This is a genomic window from Novosphingobium aquimarinum, from assembly GCF_009746585.1.
GTDB classification, from domain to species: domain Bacteria; phylum Pseudomonadota; class Alphaproteobacteria; order Sphingomonadales; family Sphingomonadaceae; genus Novosphingobium; species Novosphingobium aquimarinum.
Genome location: NZ_WRPO01000001.1, coordinates 284,072 through 300,492 on the forward strand (window position 1 = coordinate 284,072; position 16,421 = coordinate 300,492).

Here is a 16,421-nt window from a genome sequence, read left to right on the forward strand (position 1 = left end):
TTTCAACGATGGTTGATGCCCGTGGTTGATGCCCGATCGGACCGCCGACTGGAGCGCTGGGGCTGGTCCTGGCGGGTGTCGTTGACCGCTCGCATCCTTGCGGTCAACGTCATCGCCCTTGCCCTGCTCGCCGGCAGCCTTTTCTACATCGACAGCTATCGCAAGGAGTTGCTTGCCGAACGCTTCCGCCTCGCGGCCTCGGAAGCGGACATTACGGCTCATGCCCTGACGGACCGGTCGCGCAAGCAGCGCCGCGCGCTGATGATGCAGATCGGCTCCGGACTGGAACTTCGCTTGCGCCTCTATGACGACGAGGGCGAACTGGAGGAGGACAGTTTCGATCTCGACGAGCCGTCCTATACCTTCGTCGATCCAGCGACCGAACCCGTGCTGCGCAAGGCCGCGCGGGTTCTCGATCGCGGGATGGATGTATTGATCGGAGCGCCGTCGATCCTGGAATACGCCGACCCCGATGGGCCGAGCGCGAGCAACTGGCCGGAACTGCAGGAAGCGCTCGACACGGGCACGACCGCGATCGGTCTGCGGCTCGCGCCCGACCGGACGCCTGTCATCATCGCTGCCGCGCCAGTCGGCGACGAGGGCGAATCCCTGCTCATCACGCGGAACGCGCGCGACATTACCGAGAACGTGCGCGATGCTCGCCAGACGCTGGCCATCATCGTCGGCGCGGCGCTGATCATCTCGATCCTGCTATCGCTGTTCCTGGCCCGCACGATCGTCGGGCCCTTGCGCAAGCTGGTGCGGGCCGCGATCCGGGTTCGGCTCGGTCGCGACCGCGAGGTGGTCGTTCCGCGTCTGCCGGACCGGGGCGACGAGATCGGCCTGCTTGCGCGCGCGATATCGGACATGACCGCGGCGCTGCGCGAGCGGATCGACGCGGTCGAGCGGTTCGCGGCAGACGTAGCACACGAACTCAAAAATCCCCTGACATCGATGCGCAGCGCGTTGGAAACCCTCGGCAAGGTCGATGACCCGGACTTGCGCCGGCAATTGCTCGAAATCGCTTCGCAGGATGTGCGCCGCGTCGACTTCCTCGTCACCGAGATCGCCGATGCGAGCCGGATCGACGCGGAATTGAGCCGCGCGACCTTCGAGCCGGTCGCGATGGACCGCCTCGTCCGCGCGATCGTTGCCGAGCGCGAGGAACGTGGGGTCAATTTCGGGCGCCGCCTGATCGTCGCTTGCCAGGGGCAGGATGACATGACCGTGCCCGGTTCGCCTTCGCGGCTCGAACGCGTGCTGCACAATCTCATCGACAACGCGGTTTCCTTTTCGCCGCCGGGCGAGCCTATCGTGATCGAGCTTGCGAGACAGGAGGATCGTGTCGTCGTATCCGTCAGCGATGCCGGCCCCGGCATTCCCGAAGCCGTGCGCGAGAAAGTCTTCGAACGCTTCCACTCGCTTCGGCCCACCAGCGAGGAATTCGGCACGCACAGCGGGCTCGGCCTCGCGATCGCCCACACGATCGTGCAGGCGCACTTCGGCACGCTGAGCGCGCACGACCGGCCCGACGGCAAGCCCGGCGCGCGCCTCGTGCTCACCCTGCCCGCCTGGGACGAAGACGGCGCATGATCGCGCGACAATTCACGTGTGTCGCGATTGACCGGCGCGCCGTGCTGATCGACGGGGCGCCGGGCGTGGGCAAATCCACACTCGCTCTCGCGCTGATCGACAGAGGTGCAGTGCTGGTGGGCGACGACTCGGTGATGTTGGAGAAAAGCGGCACGCACATCCGCGTTTCCCCGCATCCCCAGACCCGTGGCATGCTCGAGGTTCGCAATCTTGGAGTGGTCACCATGCCGGTTGCCGAAGGAATTCCTGTCTGCCTGGTCTGCACGCTGCGCGAGGCCGCGCCGCGCTTCATCGACAGCGCCGGCACCCTCGTGATCGAGGGCCTCGATTTGCCGCGCATCCAGCTCGAGCCTTTCGCCCCGCTGCAAGCGGTTCGCGTGGAACTGGGGCTGAAAACCTACGGGCTGACGCCCAGGACAGCTTAGGATCTACGCCATTTTGGTGGTGCCCCTTCCCTTCGCGGCATGACCGGCGCATGTAGCCACGATGTCTGCCATGCCCCCTGACACGCCCAAGCCACGACAGCGGATTCTGCTGGTCACGGGGATGCTTGGCGCGGGCAAGACGACCGCGTTGCGCGTGCTGGAAGACCTGGGCTGGGAGATCATCGATAATTTCCCGATCCGCCTGCTCGATCGCCTGATCGAAACGCCACAGGACACCGACTTACGCGGAAAACTCGCGATCGGCTTCGATTCCCGGACTCGCGGCTTCGATCCCGCCGGGATCATCGCCCAGGTCAAACGGCTCGATGCCCGCGACACGATCGAACTGACGACGCTGTTTCTGGATTGTGCGAGCCGCGAACTCGAACGACGCTACAACGAGACGCGCCGGCGCCATCCCCTCGCGACTGAAACCAGCGCGTCGGCCGGTATCCGCGCCGAGCGCGAGCTGCTCGGTCCGTTGCGCCGCTGGGCGGACATGTTGATCGACACGACCGAATTTACATCGAACGATTTGCAATCGGTCATGCGCGAGAGGTTCTCCGAAACGATCGACGGCGAACTGATCGTCAGCATTTCGAGTTTCGGCTTCAGTCGCGGCATGCCGCCTGTCGCGGATCTCGTTTTTGATATGCGCTTTTTAGACAATCCGCACTGGGATCCAACGCTACGACCGCTCACCGGCAAAGACGAGGCGGTGGGCGCGCATATCGAAGCGGATCCCGCCTTCGCCGAGGCCTTCGCGCGCATCCGCGACCTCCTGCTGCTGTTGCTGCCGCGCTACCGTGCCCAGGGCAAGGCCTACGTTCATATCGCTTTCGGGTGTACCGGGGGGAGACACCGTTCGGTCTTCACGGCAGAACGGATGGCTATGGCCTTGCGTGAATCCGGATTTTCGCCCACATTGCTGCATCGCAACCTGGGCTCACGAGCCGCTGACTTACCCGAAGGGGGGCTGCGCCGTGACCGATAAGAAAACGACCCGGGTATCGCTGCGGGGAATTCGGAGTTTCGCTTTTTCATGATCGGCATGATCCTGGTTACCCACGGCAATCTGGCTGAGGAATTCGTGCATGCGATGGAACATGTCGTGGGCGATCAGGCGGCCGTGCGCACGGTCTGCATCGGTCCCAACGACGACATGGAACAGCGCCGTGCGGAAATCAGAGCGGCCATTCAGGCGGTGGATTCCGGCGATGGGGCCGTCGTTCTCACCGACTTGTTCGGTGGAACGCCCTCCAATCTCGCGATCTCATTGATGGAAGCGGGGCGGGTCGAAGTGATCGCCGGGATCAACTTACCGATGCTGATCCGCCTGGCAAAGGCGCGGGAATGCATGTCGGTGCGCGAGGCGGCGGTCGCCGCGCGCGATGCCGGGCGCAACTACATCACGATCGCATCCGAGTATCTGGGCCAGGACGCCTGAGGCAATGGCTTGCGAGACGGTCAAGATCGTCAACAAGCGCGGCCTGCACGCGAGAGCCAGCGCCAAATTCGTCAATCACGTCGCCGAACTTCCCGCAGGGCTACAGGTCAAGGTGTCGAAGGACGGGACCAGCGCAGAGGGCGGATCGATCCTCGGCCTGATGATGCTGGGGGCCGCGATCGGCGACAACATCGAAATCGACGTAACCGGCGAGGACGCGGAGGCCGCTCTCGCGACCCTGGCGGCGTTGGTGCGCGACGGTTTCGGCGAGGAATGATCGCTTGGTCGAACGCCGCAGGATCACAGGGTTTTCCAACCCCACAGTAAAGTTCATGCGCGCGCTGCGCGAGAAGAAGCACCGCCGCCGCGAGCGCCGCTTCCTGGCCGAAGGCCTGCGCCTTCTGACCGACGCGCGCGAAAACGGTCAATTCCCGGAATTGCTCGCGATGGCGACGGGCCGAGAGCCCCATCCCCTGCTAGATGCGCTCGAAGACGCCGTGCTCGCGGCGGGGGGCGAAGTGGTGGAAATGGAACCCGACATCCTCGCGAAGGTCACGGGTAAGGACAATCCGCAATCGGTGGCCGGGGTCTTCCTCGAGCCTGCGACCGAGCTCGACGCCATTGCGCGCGAAGCCGCGCCGATCTGGCTCGTCGCGCAGGCGTTGCGCGATCCCGGCAATCTCGGAACGATGCTGCGAACCGGCGATGCCGTCGGCGCCGGCGGGCTCATTCTGATCGACGACTGCGCCGATCCCTTCTCGGTCGAAGCCGTGCGCGCCAGCATGGGCGCGATCTTCACGCAGCGGATCGCCACCGCGCGATGGGAGGAATTCCTGCCATGGTTGCGCCAAGGGCCGGGACAACTTGTCGCGGCCTCGCTTCGCGATCCCACCGACTATCGCACCGCAGACTATGAAGCGCCCTGCTTCCTGATGGTCGGCAACGAATCGCAAGGTCTGCCCGAGGCGTACGAAGCCGCATGCGATCTGCGTGTGCGCATTCCGATGCTGGGGCGCGCGGATAGTCTCAACGCCGCGATCGCGGGGGCCGTGCTGGCCTATGCCGCGCTGGCAAAAATGCCGACATCCTGACCCTGCCGTTCATCGCCTACTAAGCCTTTGCAACATAGATTATGTTGCCATGCACAAACGCCAAACCGCCCTTGCCTCAATGCTGCTCATGAGCGGCTGCTCGGTGCCCGGCGAACCGTCGCATCTGGCACATTCAACGTGGCGATTCGTGTCCATCGACGGCGAACAACCGGCGGCATCGCAGGCCGCGATCGTATTCGACGAACAGGCGCTCGATGCCAACGTCGGCTGCAATGCTTTGGGTGGGCCATGGCGGACCGAGGACGACCGGATCATTGCCGGTCCGCTCGATCAGACCGAGAAGTTCTGTGAAGGCCCGGTCTGGGCTCAGGAGAAGGCCGTCGGTGCCCTTCTGGTCGCCGCCCCGCGCTTCGAACTGGAAGGCGACACCATGGTTCTGCGCTCGAACGGCCATACCGCGAAGTTGCAGCGCGAGAACGTCGGCGGCTGAGCTTATTCGGCGGCTTCGCCGACCTCTTCCGAGAGAGATTGTTCGCCGTATCGCGGCAGCGCTTCGATCACCGGCACATCTTCGATCTCGCGCTTGCCGATCTCGATGCCCTTGTCCTGCAACCTGCGCCCTGCCGACAGCACGTTGCGTTCGAAGCTGCCAACGAACTTGTTGTAGTTGTTCACGGCTGATTCCAGCCCGCCACCGACGCGCTTCAAATGCTCGGCAGCGACCGCAAGACGATCGTAAAGCTCGGTTCCGGCACGCCCGATCTCGATAGCCTCGCGCGCGATCGTATCCTGCCGCCAGACTTGCGCGACCGTACGCGCGATCGCGACCAGATTGGTCGGTGTCGCCAGCAAGACCTTGTTGCGGAACGCAAAATCCCACAGCTCCGGATCATGTTCGAGAGCGGCGGCGACGAAATGCTCGCCCGGCACGAACATGACGACGTAGTCGGGCGCTTCCTCGAACTGGCTTTGATAGCTTTTGGCACCGAGCGTCTGCACGTGGTTGCGCATGGCCTTGGCGTGCAGATCGAGGTGCCGGATCCGTTCGCGATCGTCCTCCGCCTCGAACGCCTGCTGATACGCGTTGAGCGAAACCTTCGCATCGATCACCAGCTTCTTCTGGCCCGGAATGTTGACGATCGCGTCGGGCCGCAGCCGGCCTTCGTCGGTATCGAGCGAGTGTTCGAGAATGAAGTCGGTGTGTTCGGACAAGCCACACTGCTCGAGCACGTTCTGCAAGGCGCGTTCGCCCCAGCGGCCGCGCGCCTTGGGCGCGTTCGTCAGCGAATTGCCGAGCCGCTGTGCCTCGCGACGAACCTCTTCCTGTCCGCGCTGCATTTCGGTGATCTGCTGATAGAGCCGGCTGAACGCGTCCGTGCGCCGTTCTTCGAGCGCTGCGACCTGCTCCTCGTACTTGCGCAGACGATCGCCGACCGGGAGCAGCATCGCCGCGATGGCTTCCTTGTTGGTCTTCTCGGCATGCCCGAAGCGCTCGCTCGCATTGCGCAGAAATTCCTCCTGCGCCTTGCCCAGAACCTTCGAGCCGGCGAGCTGGAACTCCTTCAGCATCTCCTCGCGCGCGCCGAGCAGCAACCGTTTCTGTTCGTCGAAATTGGCGGTCTTTTCGAGCAGCGTCGCATGCGCCGAAGAAACCTCGGCCAGCTTCGCGCGCGTCGCCTCGTGGTGGGCCGCCGCTTTGCGACGCGTATCGTCGAGCACCTGAGCATGTTCGGCCCGTACGCGCTCCAGCAGATGCGCATGCTCGCTGCGCAGTCGGTCGAGCGCGTCCCCATGCGCGACGCGTGCGTCTTCGAGATCGCGGGCCAGCTTGTCCGCATGCTCGGCGCGAGTCGAAGCCCCCGCCAGATCGGCAATGGCGCGGCGAAATTTCTCGTCGAGATCGCGCGCTTCCGCATCGCGCGCGGCATGCCGATCCCGCCATTCCTTCACCGGTCTCGAACCGAAGACGAAACCCAGCACGGCGCCCAATACGACGCCGGCGACGAGCGCCACGATGACAAGCAGAATCGGGTCCATCCCCCGACGCTAATTGGAACGAAGAGAGAACTCCAGCCCCGCCGGTCGCTCTTTCCCCAGCGGGGAAGCAGCGATCACGCCGCCTTGCGCAGCTTTTCCAGCTTCTTCAGCGCCATCTGTCGCTTGAGGCGCGACAAGTGATCGATGAACAGGATGCCTTCGAGGTGATCCATCTCGTGCTGGAGGCAGATCGCCATCAGATCGTCCATCTCTTCCTCGTGGACCTTGCCGTCGAGGTCCTGCCAGCGCGCGCGAATGCGCGACGGACGCTCGACCTCGGCATAGATCTCGGGGACCGAGAGACAGCCTTCGTTGTACAAGGTGCGCTCTTCGGACGGATCGAGGATCTCCGGATTTACGAAAACCCGTGGCTCCCGCTTGGTCGGCTGATGCGTATGCTCATGGCCGTCATGGTGACAGACTTCGGGTTCCGCATCGGGATCGTCGGGCTGAAGATCGATCACGAGCACGCGCAGCGGCACGCCCACCTGGATCGCGGCAAGGCCGATCCCCGGGGCATCGTACATCGTCTCGAACATGTCGGCGACGAGCGTCTTGAGTTCGTCGTCGAACTGTTCGACGCGGGTCGATATCTGCTTGAGGCGCGGATCGGGCGCCTCGAGGATTTCACGGATAGCCATGAATGCCAGATAGTCGCGACCGCCCCCGTTCGCAATATCGCGAACCCGCGCGATATCTCAGCCCATCGGTCTGCGGGCGCGCAGCGCCTGGGCCAGTGTGCCCTCGTCCAGGTAGTCGAGCTCGCCGCCCACCGGCAATCCGTGCGCCAGTTGCGTGATCCGCACCGGAAACGCCTCGAGCCGCTCGGCAATGTAATGCGCCGTGGTCTGCCCCTCGAGCGTGGCGTTCATCGCCAGCACCACTTCGTCGATCCCGCCTGCCTCGACTCGCTCCAGCAGCCGGTCGATCGCCAGATCCTCCGGCCTGATCCCGTCCAGGGCGGAAAGCCGGCCGCCAAGCACGTGATAGCGCCCGGGAAAAAGGTGCGCGCGATCGAGCGCCCACAAGTCCGACACGTCCTCGACCACGCAGAGCTGGCTCGGATCGCGCCGCGGATCCACGCAAATTCCGCAAGGATCGCCAGTGTCGACATTGCCGCAGATATGGCATTCGACGAGCCGGTCCCGCACGGCTGCGAGCGCATCGACGAGCCCCACCAGCGCCGTTTCGCGGCGCTTGATCAGCCATAGCACGGCACGCCGGGCCGAACGGGGGCCAAGCCCGGGCAGGCGGCTAAGCGCTGCGGCCAAAGCCTCGATCTCTTGCGATGCCATGGTGAGGCAGATAGGGCTAGCGGCCCTCAAGCGGCAAGAACAAAACGAGACGTCATGCGCACCATCTTCATGGGTACTCCCGAATTCGCCGTTCCGGCGCTCGTCGCTCTGGTCGAAGCGGGTCACGAGGTCTGCGCGGTCTACACCCAACCGCCCCGCCCCGCCGGACGACGCGGTCGCGAATTGACGCCGAGCGCGGTTCAGCGCGTCGCAGAGATGCGCGAACTTCCGGTGCGGCATCCCGTCTCGCTCAAGGGGGCCGAGGAGCAGCAGGCTTTCGCGGCATTAGAGGCGGATATCGCGGTGGTCGCCGCATACGGGCTGTTGCTGCCGCAGGAGATCCTCGACGCAACCCGGCTCGGCTGCGTCAACATTCACGCCTCGATCCTGCCGCGCTGGCGCGGTGCGGCGCCGATCCACCGCGCGATCCTGGCCGGCGATCCGACAACCGGCGTGACGATCATGCAGATGGAAGCAGGTCTCGACACCGGTCCGATGCTGGCCACCTTGCGCACGCCGATCGAGCATAAGACCGCGGGCGAGCTCACCACCGAACTGGCCGAGCGCGGCGCACAACTCCTTGTCGGCACCTTGCGCGATCTGCCGCTGCATCGTCCCGTCCCGCAACCGGACGAAGGCGTGACGTACGCCAAGAAGATCGAGAAGTCCGAAGCGCGCCTCGATTTCACCCGCGCCGCCGAGGAGGTCGAACGACAAGTCCGCGCCTTCGCGCCCACGCCGGGCGCATGGTTCGAGCTGGAAGACGAACGCTACAAGATCCGCGCTGCCGAGATCGTCGAGGGCGAAGGGGCCGCCGGTACGGTGCTGGACGAGGTGCTGACCATCGCGTGCGGCACTCAGGCCATCCGCCCGCTGAGCGTGCAACGCGCTGGTCGACCAGAGATGGCGCCTGCCGAGCTGCTACGCGGCCGGCCGATCGCGGCTGGGACACGGCTCGGGTAGGCATTCAGGTCTCTGCCAGATCTCTGCGCGAGGCGTCGCGTTTCGGCCCGAAAATTTGCAGCGGCGGCGGGCTGTTTGTATCGGCATGGGCCATGACCCGCTTTGCGCTCACTCTGGAATTCGATGGCCGCCCCTTCATGGGTCTGCAGCGGCAGGCGCACGGCCCTTCCGTTCAGGCGGCGATCGAAACGGCCGTGCAAACCGTAACCGGAGAGGCCGCGACGATGCATGCCGCAGGCCGGACCGATTCCGGAGTGCATGCGATCGGGATGCGCGCGCATGTGGACATCGCAAAAGCGATCACGCCCTTCCGCCTGCAGGAAGCGCTCAACGCGGTGCTGCGACCCGATCCCATCGCGGTTATCGCTTGCGAGCCAGTGCCCGACGATTGGCACGCGCGGTTCTCTTGCGTCGGCCGGGCCTACCGCTATCGGATTGTCAATCGCAGGGCGCCGCTGACGCTCGACCGCGGTAAGGCGTGGCACGTAGTTCAGCCGCTCAACGAAGCGGCGATGCATACCGCCGCGCAGGCGCTGGTCGGGCTGCACGATTTCACCACCTTCCGCTCGGCGCATTGCCAGGCACGCAGCCCGCTAAAAACGCTCGATCGGCTGGCGGTATTTCGCGACGAGGACGAGGTCGTGATCGAGGCTGAAGCGCGAAGCTTCCTCCATCATCAGGTCCGTTCCATGGTCGGATGCCTCGTTCTGGTAGGCAATGGGCGGTGGGAGGTTTCGCGGGTCGGCGAGGCTTTGGAGGCACGCGATCGGCAGGCGCTCGGGCTCAACGCACCGCCCGATGGACTCTACTTCGTGAGGGCGATATATTAAGTAGATTATCTTAAGCCCTTAATTCTGCAATATTTTTAGCCGTACTATCATATGTTCGCGAAAGACGGACTAGGGGTCGCAACCGAAAATGATATTGTCGAATAAAATTTCATGGCTGTTCGGTCGAGTGATGCTGCTCGGACCGACCCGGCACGACGTGCCGGAGAGTGATCGCGAATGGTTCGCCAGATGCCAAATGCGGCAAACGGAAAAGTGTCCGTGGATGCTATCCGATGTCTTCCGATCCGTGATGTACATTGTATTGTTCGCCAGAGGACCTGGCAGCAACTTGAACATCATGGTGGCGCTGCTGATCGTTACGATGGTAATTGGTTTCGTCCTCATGAACTCTGCCATGCGGATTGCCCCACGAACCTTCGATCGCCTCAATCTCATTCGCGGATATCTTGTGTTTCGGGGCGCTATTTGGGCCCTCGCGATCGGTTCTGCAGTCATGTTCGCATCGGACGGCGATCATAGCATCGTGATCTATTTCGGCACTGCAGCGCTCCTGATCGATCTGCTGTTCATGGTTTCGCTTCCCACCGTCGGATTGATGACGTGTGCCTTCAGCACGCTGGCCATGGGGGGCGCCCTCATCCTTACCGACACGACGGGCGTCGCGACGACAATAACGGCGATGTCTACGCTGCTGCTGAGCATTCACTTCGCCACCTTCAATTTCTACCACATGTTCGCCACCCGTCGTTTGCGCACCAGAAAACTGAAGGCGGCGAACGAGACGATCGAAGTACTGCTCGGTCATTATGACCAGCATGGCAGCGACTGGTTGGTCGAAATCGATCGCCACGGCCGGCTCGTACGCCCGTCCCAGCGCATGTGCGAGGCGCTCGGGCGCCCCCGCGAAGCGGTCGAGGGGATGGACCTCAAGACCCTGATCGATCCAGGACCAGAGCTGCGCGAGGCCTTGAATGCGGCGGATGAGCACAAGCAGATCAGCAACCATCTGCTGCCCGCAAGAGTGCACGGGGAGCAACGCTGGTGGTCCATTTCAGGCTGCCCGATCTACGACAGCAAGGGCGAATACGCCGGCTATCGGGCTTTCGTGCAGGACGTGACCGAGAAGCACGCGGCGGAAAATCGGGTGCGCACACTGGCCCTGACAGATGGGCTGACGGGCCTCGCCAACCGCGCCGTTTTCAGGTCGCGGCTGGAAAAGGCTCTTGCGGCTGCCGCGGAGGATCAGACGATTTTCGGCGTGCTCTTCATCGATCTGGATTCCTTCAAGGTCATCAATGATACGCTCGGTCATGCTGCGGGTGACGAAATCCTGTGTCAGTCGGCTGAACGCATCGCCGCGATGGTCAAGCCTGGCGATACTGCCGCCAGGTTCGGCGGTGACGAGTTCGCGCTGATCCTCTCGTCCACGACCGGGGATTGCGGCGAGATCGTCGCACGAGCTGATGCGCTATCCGATGCGATGGCGCGTCCTTTCCGGGTCGATGACCGGTCCGTCGCCAGCGGTGCCAGCATCGGTGTCGCGATCGGTCCTCGTGACGGAGCGGACGGCGAAGCCCTGCTGCGCGCGGCCGACCTGGCGCTATACGAAGCGAAAGCACTGGGTCGCGGGCGCAGCGTCGAATACCAGCCAGCGTTGCTGGAGGAACGGGCCGAGCGCCGGGCTCTGGAAGCGGATCTGCGCAATGCGCTCGATCGAGGCGAGTTCCTGCTTCATTACCAGCCGCTCATCGATATCAAAACGCGGGGGATTACTGGCTACGAAGCTTTGCTACGCTGGAATCATCCGGTGCGCGGCTCGGTGCCCCCTGCGGAATTCATCCCGATCGCCGAACAGATCGATATCATCAATCCGATCGGCGAATGGGTGCTGCGCGAGGCCTTGAAGGAAGCGGCGACCTGGCGCGACGACATCACCATCGCGGTGAATGTTTCCCCCGCGCAGATGCGCGGCGAAGCGCTGCTCGCCCAGGTCATCAACGCGCTCGCATCGAGCGGGGTTGCGCCGGAGCGCCTGGAGCTGGAGATCACCGAGAACCTGCTGATGCAGGAGTGCGACGCCCACGTCCGCATGATGCACCGTCTCCGTACCTTCGGCGTAAAAATCGCGTTGGATGATTTCGGCACGGGCTACAGTTCGCTGAACTATCTGCGCAGCTTCCCGTTCGACAAGCTGAAGATCGACCGGTCCTTCGTAAAGGACCTCACCTACGACGGCGACAGCCGTTCGATCGTCGAGATGCTTTTGCGGCTGGGACGCAATTTCTCGATGAAGACGATCGCCGAAGGCGTCGAGCACGAAGGCCAGTTCGCGGCGCTTGAGGCAATGGGCTGCGAACAAGTGCAAGGCTTCATGTTTGGCAAGCCGGTTCCGGCCAGCAGTATCCCGCCCAGCGTGCGCAAACCGGCCACGGCCAAGGCCGAGCCCTCGCTAGCGCCGGTGGAATGGCTCAAGCAAAACGGCTGCGCGGGCCTTCCCGCTCATTCCGACTGCTGCAAGACCGCGTGTCGCAAATGCTGATCGGCAAATTCTGGTCCTTTGATCAGACTTTGCCGACAACGCTTTCGGGAAGCTCCGAGCCGAAAACCCGCTGGTAGTATTCCGCTACCAGCATCCGCTCCGTCTCGTCGCACTTGTTGAGAAACGAGAGGCGGAACGCGAAGCCTGCGTCGTTGAATATCCGCGTGTTCTGCGCCCAGGTAATTACCGTGCGCGGGCTCATCACCGTCGAGATGTCGCCATTGATGAAGCCCTGGCGGGAAAGATCCGCCACCTTCACCATGTCCGCAATCAGCTTGGGCGAAACATCGGGGACTTTGGCCGCGACGATTTCTTGCTCGACCGATTGCGCGAGATAGTTGAGCCCGACGACCATGTTCCAGCGGTCCATCTGGCCCTGGTTGATCGCCTGCGTGCCATGATAGAGCCCGGAGGTATCGCCAAGGCCGACCGTATTCGCCGTGGCGAACAGGCGGAAGCCGGGATCGGGCCGGATCACGCGGTTCTGGTCGAGCAGCGTGAGCTTGCCCTCGGTTTCCAGCACACGCTGGATCACGAACATCACGTCGGGGCGGCCGGCATCGTATTCGTCGAACACCAGCGCGACCGGGTGCTGCAATGCCCAGGGCAGTAGGCCCTCGCGAAACTCGGTGACCTGGAGCCCGTCGCGCAGCACGATCGCGTCGCGCCCGATCAGATCGATGCGACTGATGTGCGCATCAAGGTTGATGCGGATGCATGGCCAATTCAGCCGCGCGGCGACTTGCTCGATATGAGTCGATTTGCCGGTGCCGTGATAGCCTTGCACCATGACGCGCCGGTTGAACGCGAAGCCCGCGAGAATCGCAAGCGTCGTGTCGGGTTCGAACACGTAGCTGGGATCGAGATCAGGAACCCGCTCGTCCGCCTCGGAGAAGGCCGGAACCTTCATGTCGATGTCGATCCCGAAGGTCTCGCGCACGTCGAGTTCGATATCGGGAGCCGCCAGGATGGTGCGATCGCGGTCGATAGCCTGCATGTTTTTCGTCTCTGTCATCGCGAACCCGCCTAACCGTCCGAACGCTGCGCTGCAATAACGTTGGCGGGCGAATTTCGGGCAATGCGCGCTGCGGAGCTGCAATCAACCCCGACTGCCGGAAATCTTCGAAGGAAGGCGGAAACAGGCGATGAACCGCTCCAGCAGCTTTTTATCGCCTTCGTAGGTGAAAGGGATCAAGCCGCTATCGATCGGCTGCTTGCCATAGAAGCATGCCAGGAAATCGCCGGCAGCGCCGGCCCGCAAAACCAGGTCTGCCAAGTTATGCTCACCGTCCACGGTGCGGCGAACGTCCAGCTCGCCTTGCGCAAGCTGGGTGAAGAAGCCGTCGTCGCCGATTTCGAAGCGCACAGTCACGTCCAGATCCTCCGCCGCATCACGATCGATCATAGTGCGCAGCGAGAGCATGAATGCGACAGGCGTCAGCGGAAGCCGTGGATTGTGCAGGGTCGAGCGTACAGCCCAGCGACCGAGTGCCTGCGTCACCTTCTCAAGTTCGCGTCCCCACTCGGTCAGTTCGTAAAGCTGGGCCGATGCCGGGGGGGGCGAGCGGGTACGGTGCAGGATCCCGCTCGCCTCGAACCGCTCGAGCCTTTCGGTCAGCACTTTGGCGCTCAGACCGGGCAGACTGGCGCGGATGTCACTGAAACGTCTTCCGCCCAGCATCAACTCGCGCACGATGGGAATCGACCAACGCTCGCCAATGAGTTCCATCGCAAAGGCAGCGCCGCAAGCATCGTCGTACCACTTACCGTGAAATTCTGGACCCTCAGTTTCTTTAGGTAACTTCATAGTTGCTTTTTGTAACTCACTTGGTCAGCTTGCGGCAAGCCGATTCGCCGGGATTGCCCCTTTGTCGGTCCGAAAAAGGAGAAGCGCCATGGAGCGACAGATCTTCGTCAACCTTCCCGTTATCGATCTCGATCGCGCCATCGGCTTCTACGAGGCGATGGGATTTACCAGGAACCCACAGTTCTCCGACGAGACCGCGGCCTGCATGGTATGGTCCGAAGCGATCTACGTCATGCTCCTTACCCATGCCAAATGGCGGACGTTCACCCAGCGCCCCATCCCCGATTCCGGCTCGAGCGAAGTCATGAACTGCCTCTCGCTGGAGAGCCGCGACGAGGTCGACACGATCGCCGAGAAAGCGACCCCGGCAGGTGGAACCACAGACATCCAGCCCGGTGAGAACCACGGCTTCATGATAAGCCGCACGGTCGCCGATCCCGACGGGCACATCTGGGAACTGATGTGGATGGACCCAGCCGCCGCCGCGCCGGCGACTGAACCTGCCGCTTCCGCCTGATCCATCCTCGAATTTGCGGAAAAATCATCCATGCCGATCGATCCCGATGCGCCCATCGAAATTACCGCCTTTGAATGGGTACCGCCCTTCGCACAGGGCTTCGTACGCGACTTGCGCCCCCGCTGGGCATGCGAAGAGCTTGGCCTCGCCTATCGCGAACGGCTGATCAGCGCGATGGATCGGCCCGAATGGTACTATTCCGATCAGCCATGGGGTCAGGTTCCCTACTTGCGCGACGGCGACGCCGAAATGTTCGAAAGCGGTGCGATCCTGATGCACCTGGCCGAAGGCACCGCGCTGCTGCCCTCGGATCGCAGCGCGCGCGCGACGGTGATGAGCTGGCTCTTTGCGGCGCTCAATTCGGTCGAGCCGATGGTATTCGAGCTTTCGAATGTCGATATTTTCTCGCGCCAGGAGGAGTGGGCAAAGCTGCGCCGGCCTTCGCTCGTCGAGGCGCTTGGCGGCCGGCTCGATCGCCTCGACGACGCGCTGGGCGAACGCGACTGGCTGGCGGGCCCGTTCAGCATCGCCGATATCGCCATGATTACGGTCCTGCGCGAGATCGGCAAGACCGATCTCTTGACGGCGCGCCCTGCCCTGTCCGCCTATCTCGAACGCGGCATCGCCCGACCCGCCTTTCAGACCGCGCTGGCCGACCAGCTGCGGGTTTTCCAGCAGCATGCCCCGAAGCAGCCCGAAGGAGTGTGACGCCATGACTTACTACGACGGGTTCGTTATCCCCGTGCCGACCGCGAACAGGGACCGTTTCCTCGAACACGCCCGGCTCGGCGATGCGGTGTTCGTCGAACACGGCGCGCTCAGGGTCATCGAAAGCTGGGGCGTGGACGTTCCCCGAGGCACGCAGACCGACTTCTACGGAGCGGTCCAGGCCAAGGACGACGAGACGATCGTATTCTCGTGGATCGAGTGGCCCGACAAGGCCGCTCGTGATGAGGCCATGGCCAAGATCATGGATCCATCGTTCTGCGATCCGCGGATGGATCCGGAGAAGAATCCGATGCCTTTCGATGGTGCGCGCATGATTTACGGCGGTTTCGAGCCGGTTCTCGTGCTGGAGAAGGCCGATGTCTGATCGAGTGGGAAGCTTCATCTGGTACGAGCTGATGACGCCCGATCCCGATGCCGCGGCCGCATTCTACGGCGCCGTGATCGGCTGGAAGATCCCGCCGCATCCCGACCCGCAGTCGGCGACCGGCGGCATGGACTACCGCATGATCTTGCGTGACGACGGCGGTATGGCCGGCGGCGTCCTCAAGCTCACCGACGAGATGATCTCGGGCGGCGCGAGCCCGTGCTGGATGCCGTATTTGCATGCGGCGGATGTCGACGCGGAAATCGCGGCGATCGAAGCGGAAGGCGGCAAACTCCTGATGCCCGCGACCGATCTACCGGTCGGCCGGATCGCCATGCTCCACGATCCGCAAGGCGTGCCGATCTACATCATGACCCCGGTCCCTCCACCAGGCGCACCCGCCGATGCGCGAAGCGACGTGTTCGACGAAGACGCGGTGCAGCGCGTGCGCTGGAACGAACTCGCCAGCACGGACCAGGAGGCGTCGATGGCCTTCTATGCCAAGCATTTCGGCTTCGCGTACCCGGACAAGATGCCGATGGGCGAGATGGGCGACTATTGGTTCATCTCGCACGAAGACAAGACGCTCGGCGCCATCATGCGCAAGAACTGGGACAACGCCGTGCTGTGGGACTTCTATTTCGGGGTGCCTTCGGTAACGGCCGCAAAGCAGGCGATCGAGAGCAATGGCGGCATGGTCTTGTCCGGCCCGATGGAAGTCCCGGGTGGTGACTGGATCGTCTTCGGCACCGATCCTCAGGGTGCGCGATTCGGCGTGGTCGGGCCACACGGCGATTGACCGGGCGGCTGGAACGGACCAGAATGTTCCACGTCTGTTCCGTTTCATGAGTCGAGAGGTGCC

General features: G+C 63.3%; 19 protein-coding genes. 14 read left to right on the forward strand and 5 right to left on the reverse strand.

Translation table 11 applies throughout. The features are described 5' to 3' along the window. The first annotated feature begins 15 nt into the window (after window positions 1–15). The 7 genes from GQO94_RS01390 (at window position 16) to GQO94_RS01420 (ending at window position 5,007) form a co-directional block, all read left to right on the forward strand. Entirely contained in the window at window positions 16–1,593 is a 1,578-nt protein-coding gene (locus GQO94_RS01390) for a sensor histidine kinase (protein ID WP_156839351.1), read from the forward strand. Continuing rightward, window positions 1,590–2,018, forward strand: coding sequence for an HPr kinase/phosphorylase (locus tag GQO94_RS01395; protein WP_156839352.1), 429 nt, complete (start codon window positions 1,590–1,592; stop codon window positions 2,016–2,018). Before GQO94_RS01390 ends, GQO94_RS01395 begins: the two co-directional genes overlap by 4 nt. A gap of 70 nt (window positions 2,019–2,088) precedes the next feature. Continuing rightward, window positions 2,089–3,012 (forward strand): RNase adapter RapZ, encoded by a 924-nt coding sequence (rapZ, locus tag GQO94_RS01400; protein WP_232332710.1) that lies wholly within the window; start codon window positions 2,089–2,091, stop codon window positions 3,010–3,012. Between the two features lie 48 nt (window positions 3,013–3,060). Next, window positions 3,061–3,465, forward strand: coding sequence for a PTS sugar transporter subunit IIA (locus tag GQO94_RS01405; protein WP_156839354.1), 405 nt, complete (start codon window positions 3,061–3,063; stop codon window positions 3,463–3,465). 4 nt (window positions 3,466–3,469) lie between these two features. Then, a complete protein-coding gene (locus GQO94_RS01410; RefSeq protein WP_156839355.1) occupies window positions 3,470–3,742 on the forward strand; it encodes an HPr family phosphocarrier protein in 273 nt (90 codons plus the stop codon). 4 nt (window positions 3,743–3,746) lie between these two features. Further along, on the forward strand, window positions 3,747–4,556 hold the full coding sequence (locus GQO94_RS01415) for a TrmH family RNA methyltransferase (RefSeq protein ID WP_156839356.1): 810 nt from the start codon (window positions 3,747–3,749) through the stop codon (window positions 4,554–4,556). An 88-nt stretch (window positions 4,557–4,644) separates the two neighbouring features. Beyond that, window positions 4,645–5,007, forward strand: coding sequence for an META domain-containing protein (locus GQO94_RS01420; protein WP_156839491.1), 363 nt, complete (start codon window positions 4,645–4,647; stop codon window positions 5,005–5,007). Window positions 5,008–5,009: 2 nt separating this feature from the next. Here GQO94_RS01420 and rmuC read toward each other — a convergent pair whose 3' ends face one another. The 3 genes from rmuC to recR all read right to left on the reverse strand — a co-directional run bounded on the left by rmuC (window position 5,010) and on the right by recR (window position 7,849). Continuing rightward, a complete protein-coding gene (rmuC, locus tag GQO94_RS01425; protein ID WP_156839357.1) occupies window positions 5,010–6,554 on the reverse strand; it encodes a DNA recombination protein RmuC in 1,545 nt (514 codons plus the stop codon). A 74-nt stretch (window positions 6,555–6,628) separates the two neighbouring features. Beyond that, on the reverse strand, window positions 6,629–7,195 hold the full coding sequence (def, locus tag GQO94_RS01430) for a peptide deformylase (RefSeq protein WP_156839358.1): 567 nt from the start codon (window positions 7,193–7,195) through the stop codon (window positions 6,629–6,631). A gap of 57 nt (window positions 7,196–7,252) precedes the next feature. Continuing rightward, a complete protein-coding gene (gene recR, locus GQO94_RS01435) occupies window positions 7,253–7,849 on the reverse strand; it encodes a recombination mediator RecR (protein WP_156839359.1) in 597 nt (198 codons plus the stop codon). A gap of 54 nt (window positions 7,850–7,903) precedes the next feature. Here recR and fmt point away from each other — a divergent pair, with 54 nt between their 5' ends. From fmt to GQO94_RS01450, 3 genes are all read left to right on the forward strand, one after another. Next, entirely contained in the window at window positions 7,904–8,812 is a 909-nt protein-coding gene (gene fmt, locus GQO94_RS01440) for a methionyl-tRNA formyltransferase (protein WP_156839360.1), read from the forward strand. A gap of 92 nt (window positions 8,813–8,904) precedes the next feature. Continuing rightward, complete coding sequence (gene truA / locus GQO94_RS01445; protein WP_156839361.1) at window positions 8,905–9,642, forward strand: tRNA pseudouridine(38-40) synthase TruA; 738 nt, start codon at window positions 8,905–8,907, stop codon at window positions 9,640–9,642. A gap of 454 nt (window positions 9,643–10,096) precedes the next feature. Then, entirely contained in the window at window positions 10,097–12,142 is a 2,046-nt protein-coding gene (locus tag GQO94_RS01450; protein ID WP_198045739.1) for a putative bifunctional diguanylate cyclase/phosphodiesterase, read from the forward strand. A 22-nt stretch (window positions 12,143–12,164) separates the two neighbouring features. Here GQO94_RS01450 and cobS read toward each other — a convergent pair whose 3' ends face one another. Together cobS and GQO94_RS01460 are read right to left on the reverse strand one after the other, a co-directional pair. Further along, window positions 12,165–13,157, reverse strand: a complete 993-nt coding sequence (gene cobS, locus GQO94_RS01455) for a cobaltochelatase subunit CobS (protein ID WP_156839363.1) — start codon at window positions 13,155–13,157, stop codon at window positions 12,165–12,167. An 84-nt stretch (window positions 13,158–13,241) separates the two neighbouring features. Further along, window positions 13,242–13,949 carry a winged helix-turn-helix transcriptional regulator gene (locus GQO94_RS01460; protein WP_156839364.1) on the reverse strand — a complete coding sequence of 236 codons (708 nt, stop codon included), beginning with the start codon at window positions 13,947–13,949 and terminating at the stop codon, window positions 13,242–13,244. An 88-nt stretch (window positions 13,950–14,037) separates the two neighbouring features. Between GQO94_RS01460 and GQO94_RS01465 the strand changes: the two genes are divergently transcribed. Genes GQO94_RS01465 through GQO94_RS01480 form a run of 4 tightly spaced genes read left to right on the forward strand, consistent with a single transcriptional unit; the run spans window position 14,038 to window position 16,358 of the window. Then, window positions 14,038–14,466: a VOC family protein gene (locus GQO94_RS01465; RefSeq protein WP_156839365.1), complete on the forward strand. Its 429-nt coding sequence runs from the start codon at window positions 14,038–14,040 to the stop codon at window positions 14,464–14,466. 30 nt (window positions 14,467–14,496) lie between these two features. Beyond that, the gene (locus GQO94_RS01470; RefSeq protein ID WP_156839366.1) at window positions 14,497–15,174 is read left to right on the forward strand and encodes a glutathione S-transferase family protein; all 678 of its coding nucleotides are present in this window, start codon (window positions 14,497–14,499) and stop codon (window positions 15,172–15,174) included. A gap of 4 nt (window positions 15,175–15,178) precedes the next feature. Further along, a complete protein-coding gene (locus tag GQO94_RS01475; RefSeq protein WP_156839367.1) occupies window positions 15,179–15,559 on the forward strand; it encodes a DUF1428 domain-containing protein in 381 nt (126 codons plus the stop codon). Further along, complete coding sequence (locus tag GQO94_RS01480; protein ID WP_156839368.1) at window positions 15,552–16,358, forward strand: VOC family protein; 807 nt, start codon at window positions 15,552–15,554, stop codon at window positions 16,356–16,358. The genes GQO94_RS01475 and GQO94_RS01480 overlap by 8 nt, the downstream gene beginning before the upstream one ends. Window positions 16,359–16,421 lie beyond the last annotated feature (63 nt).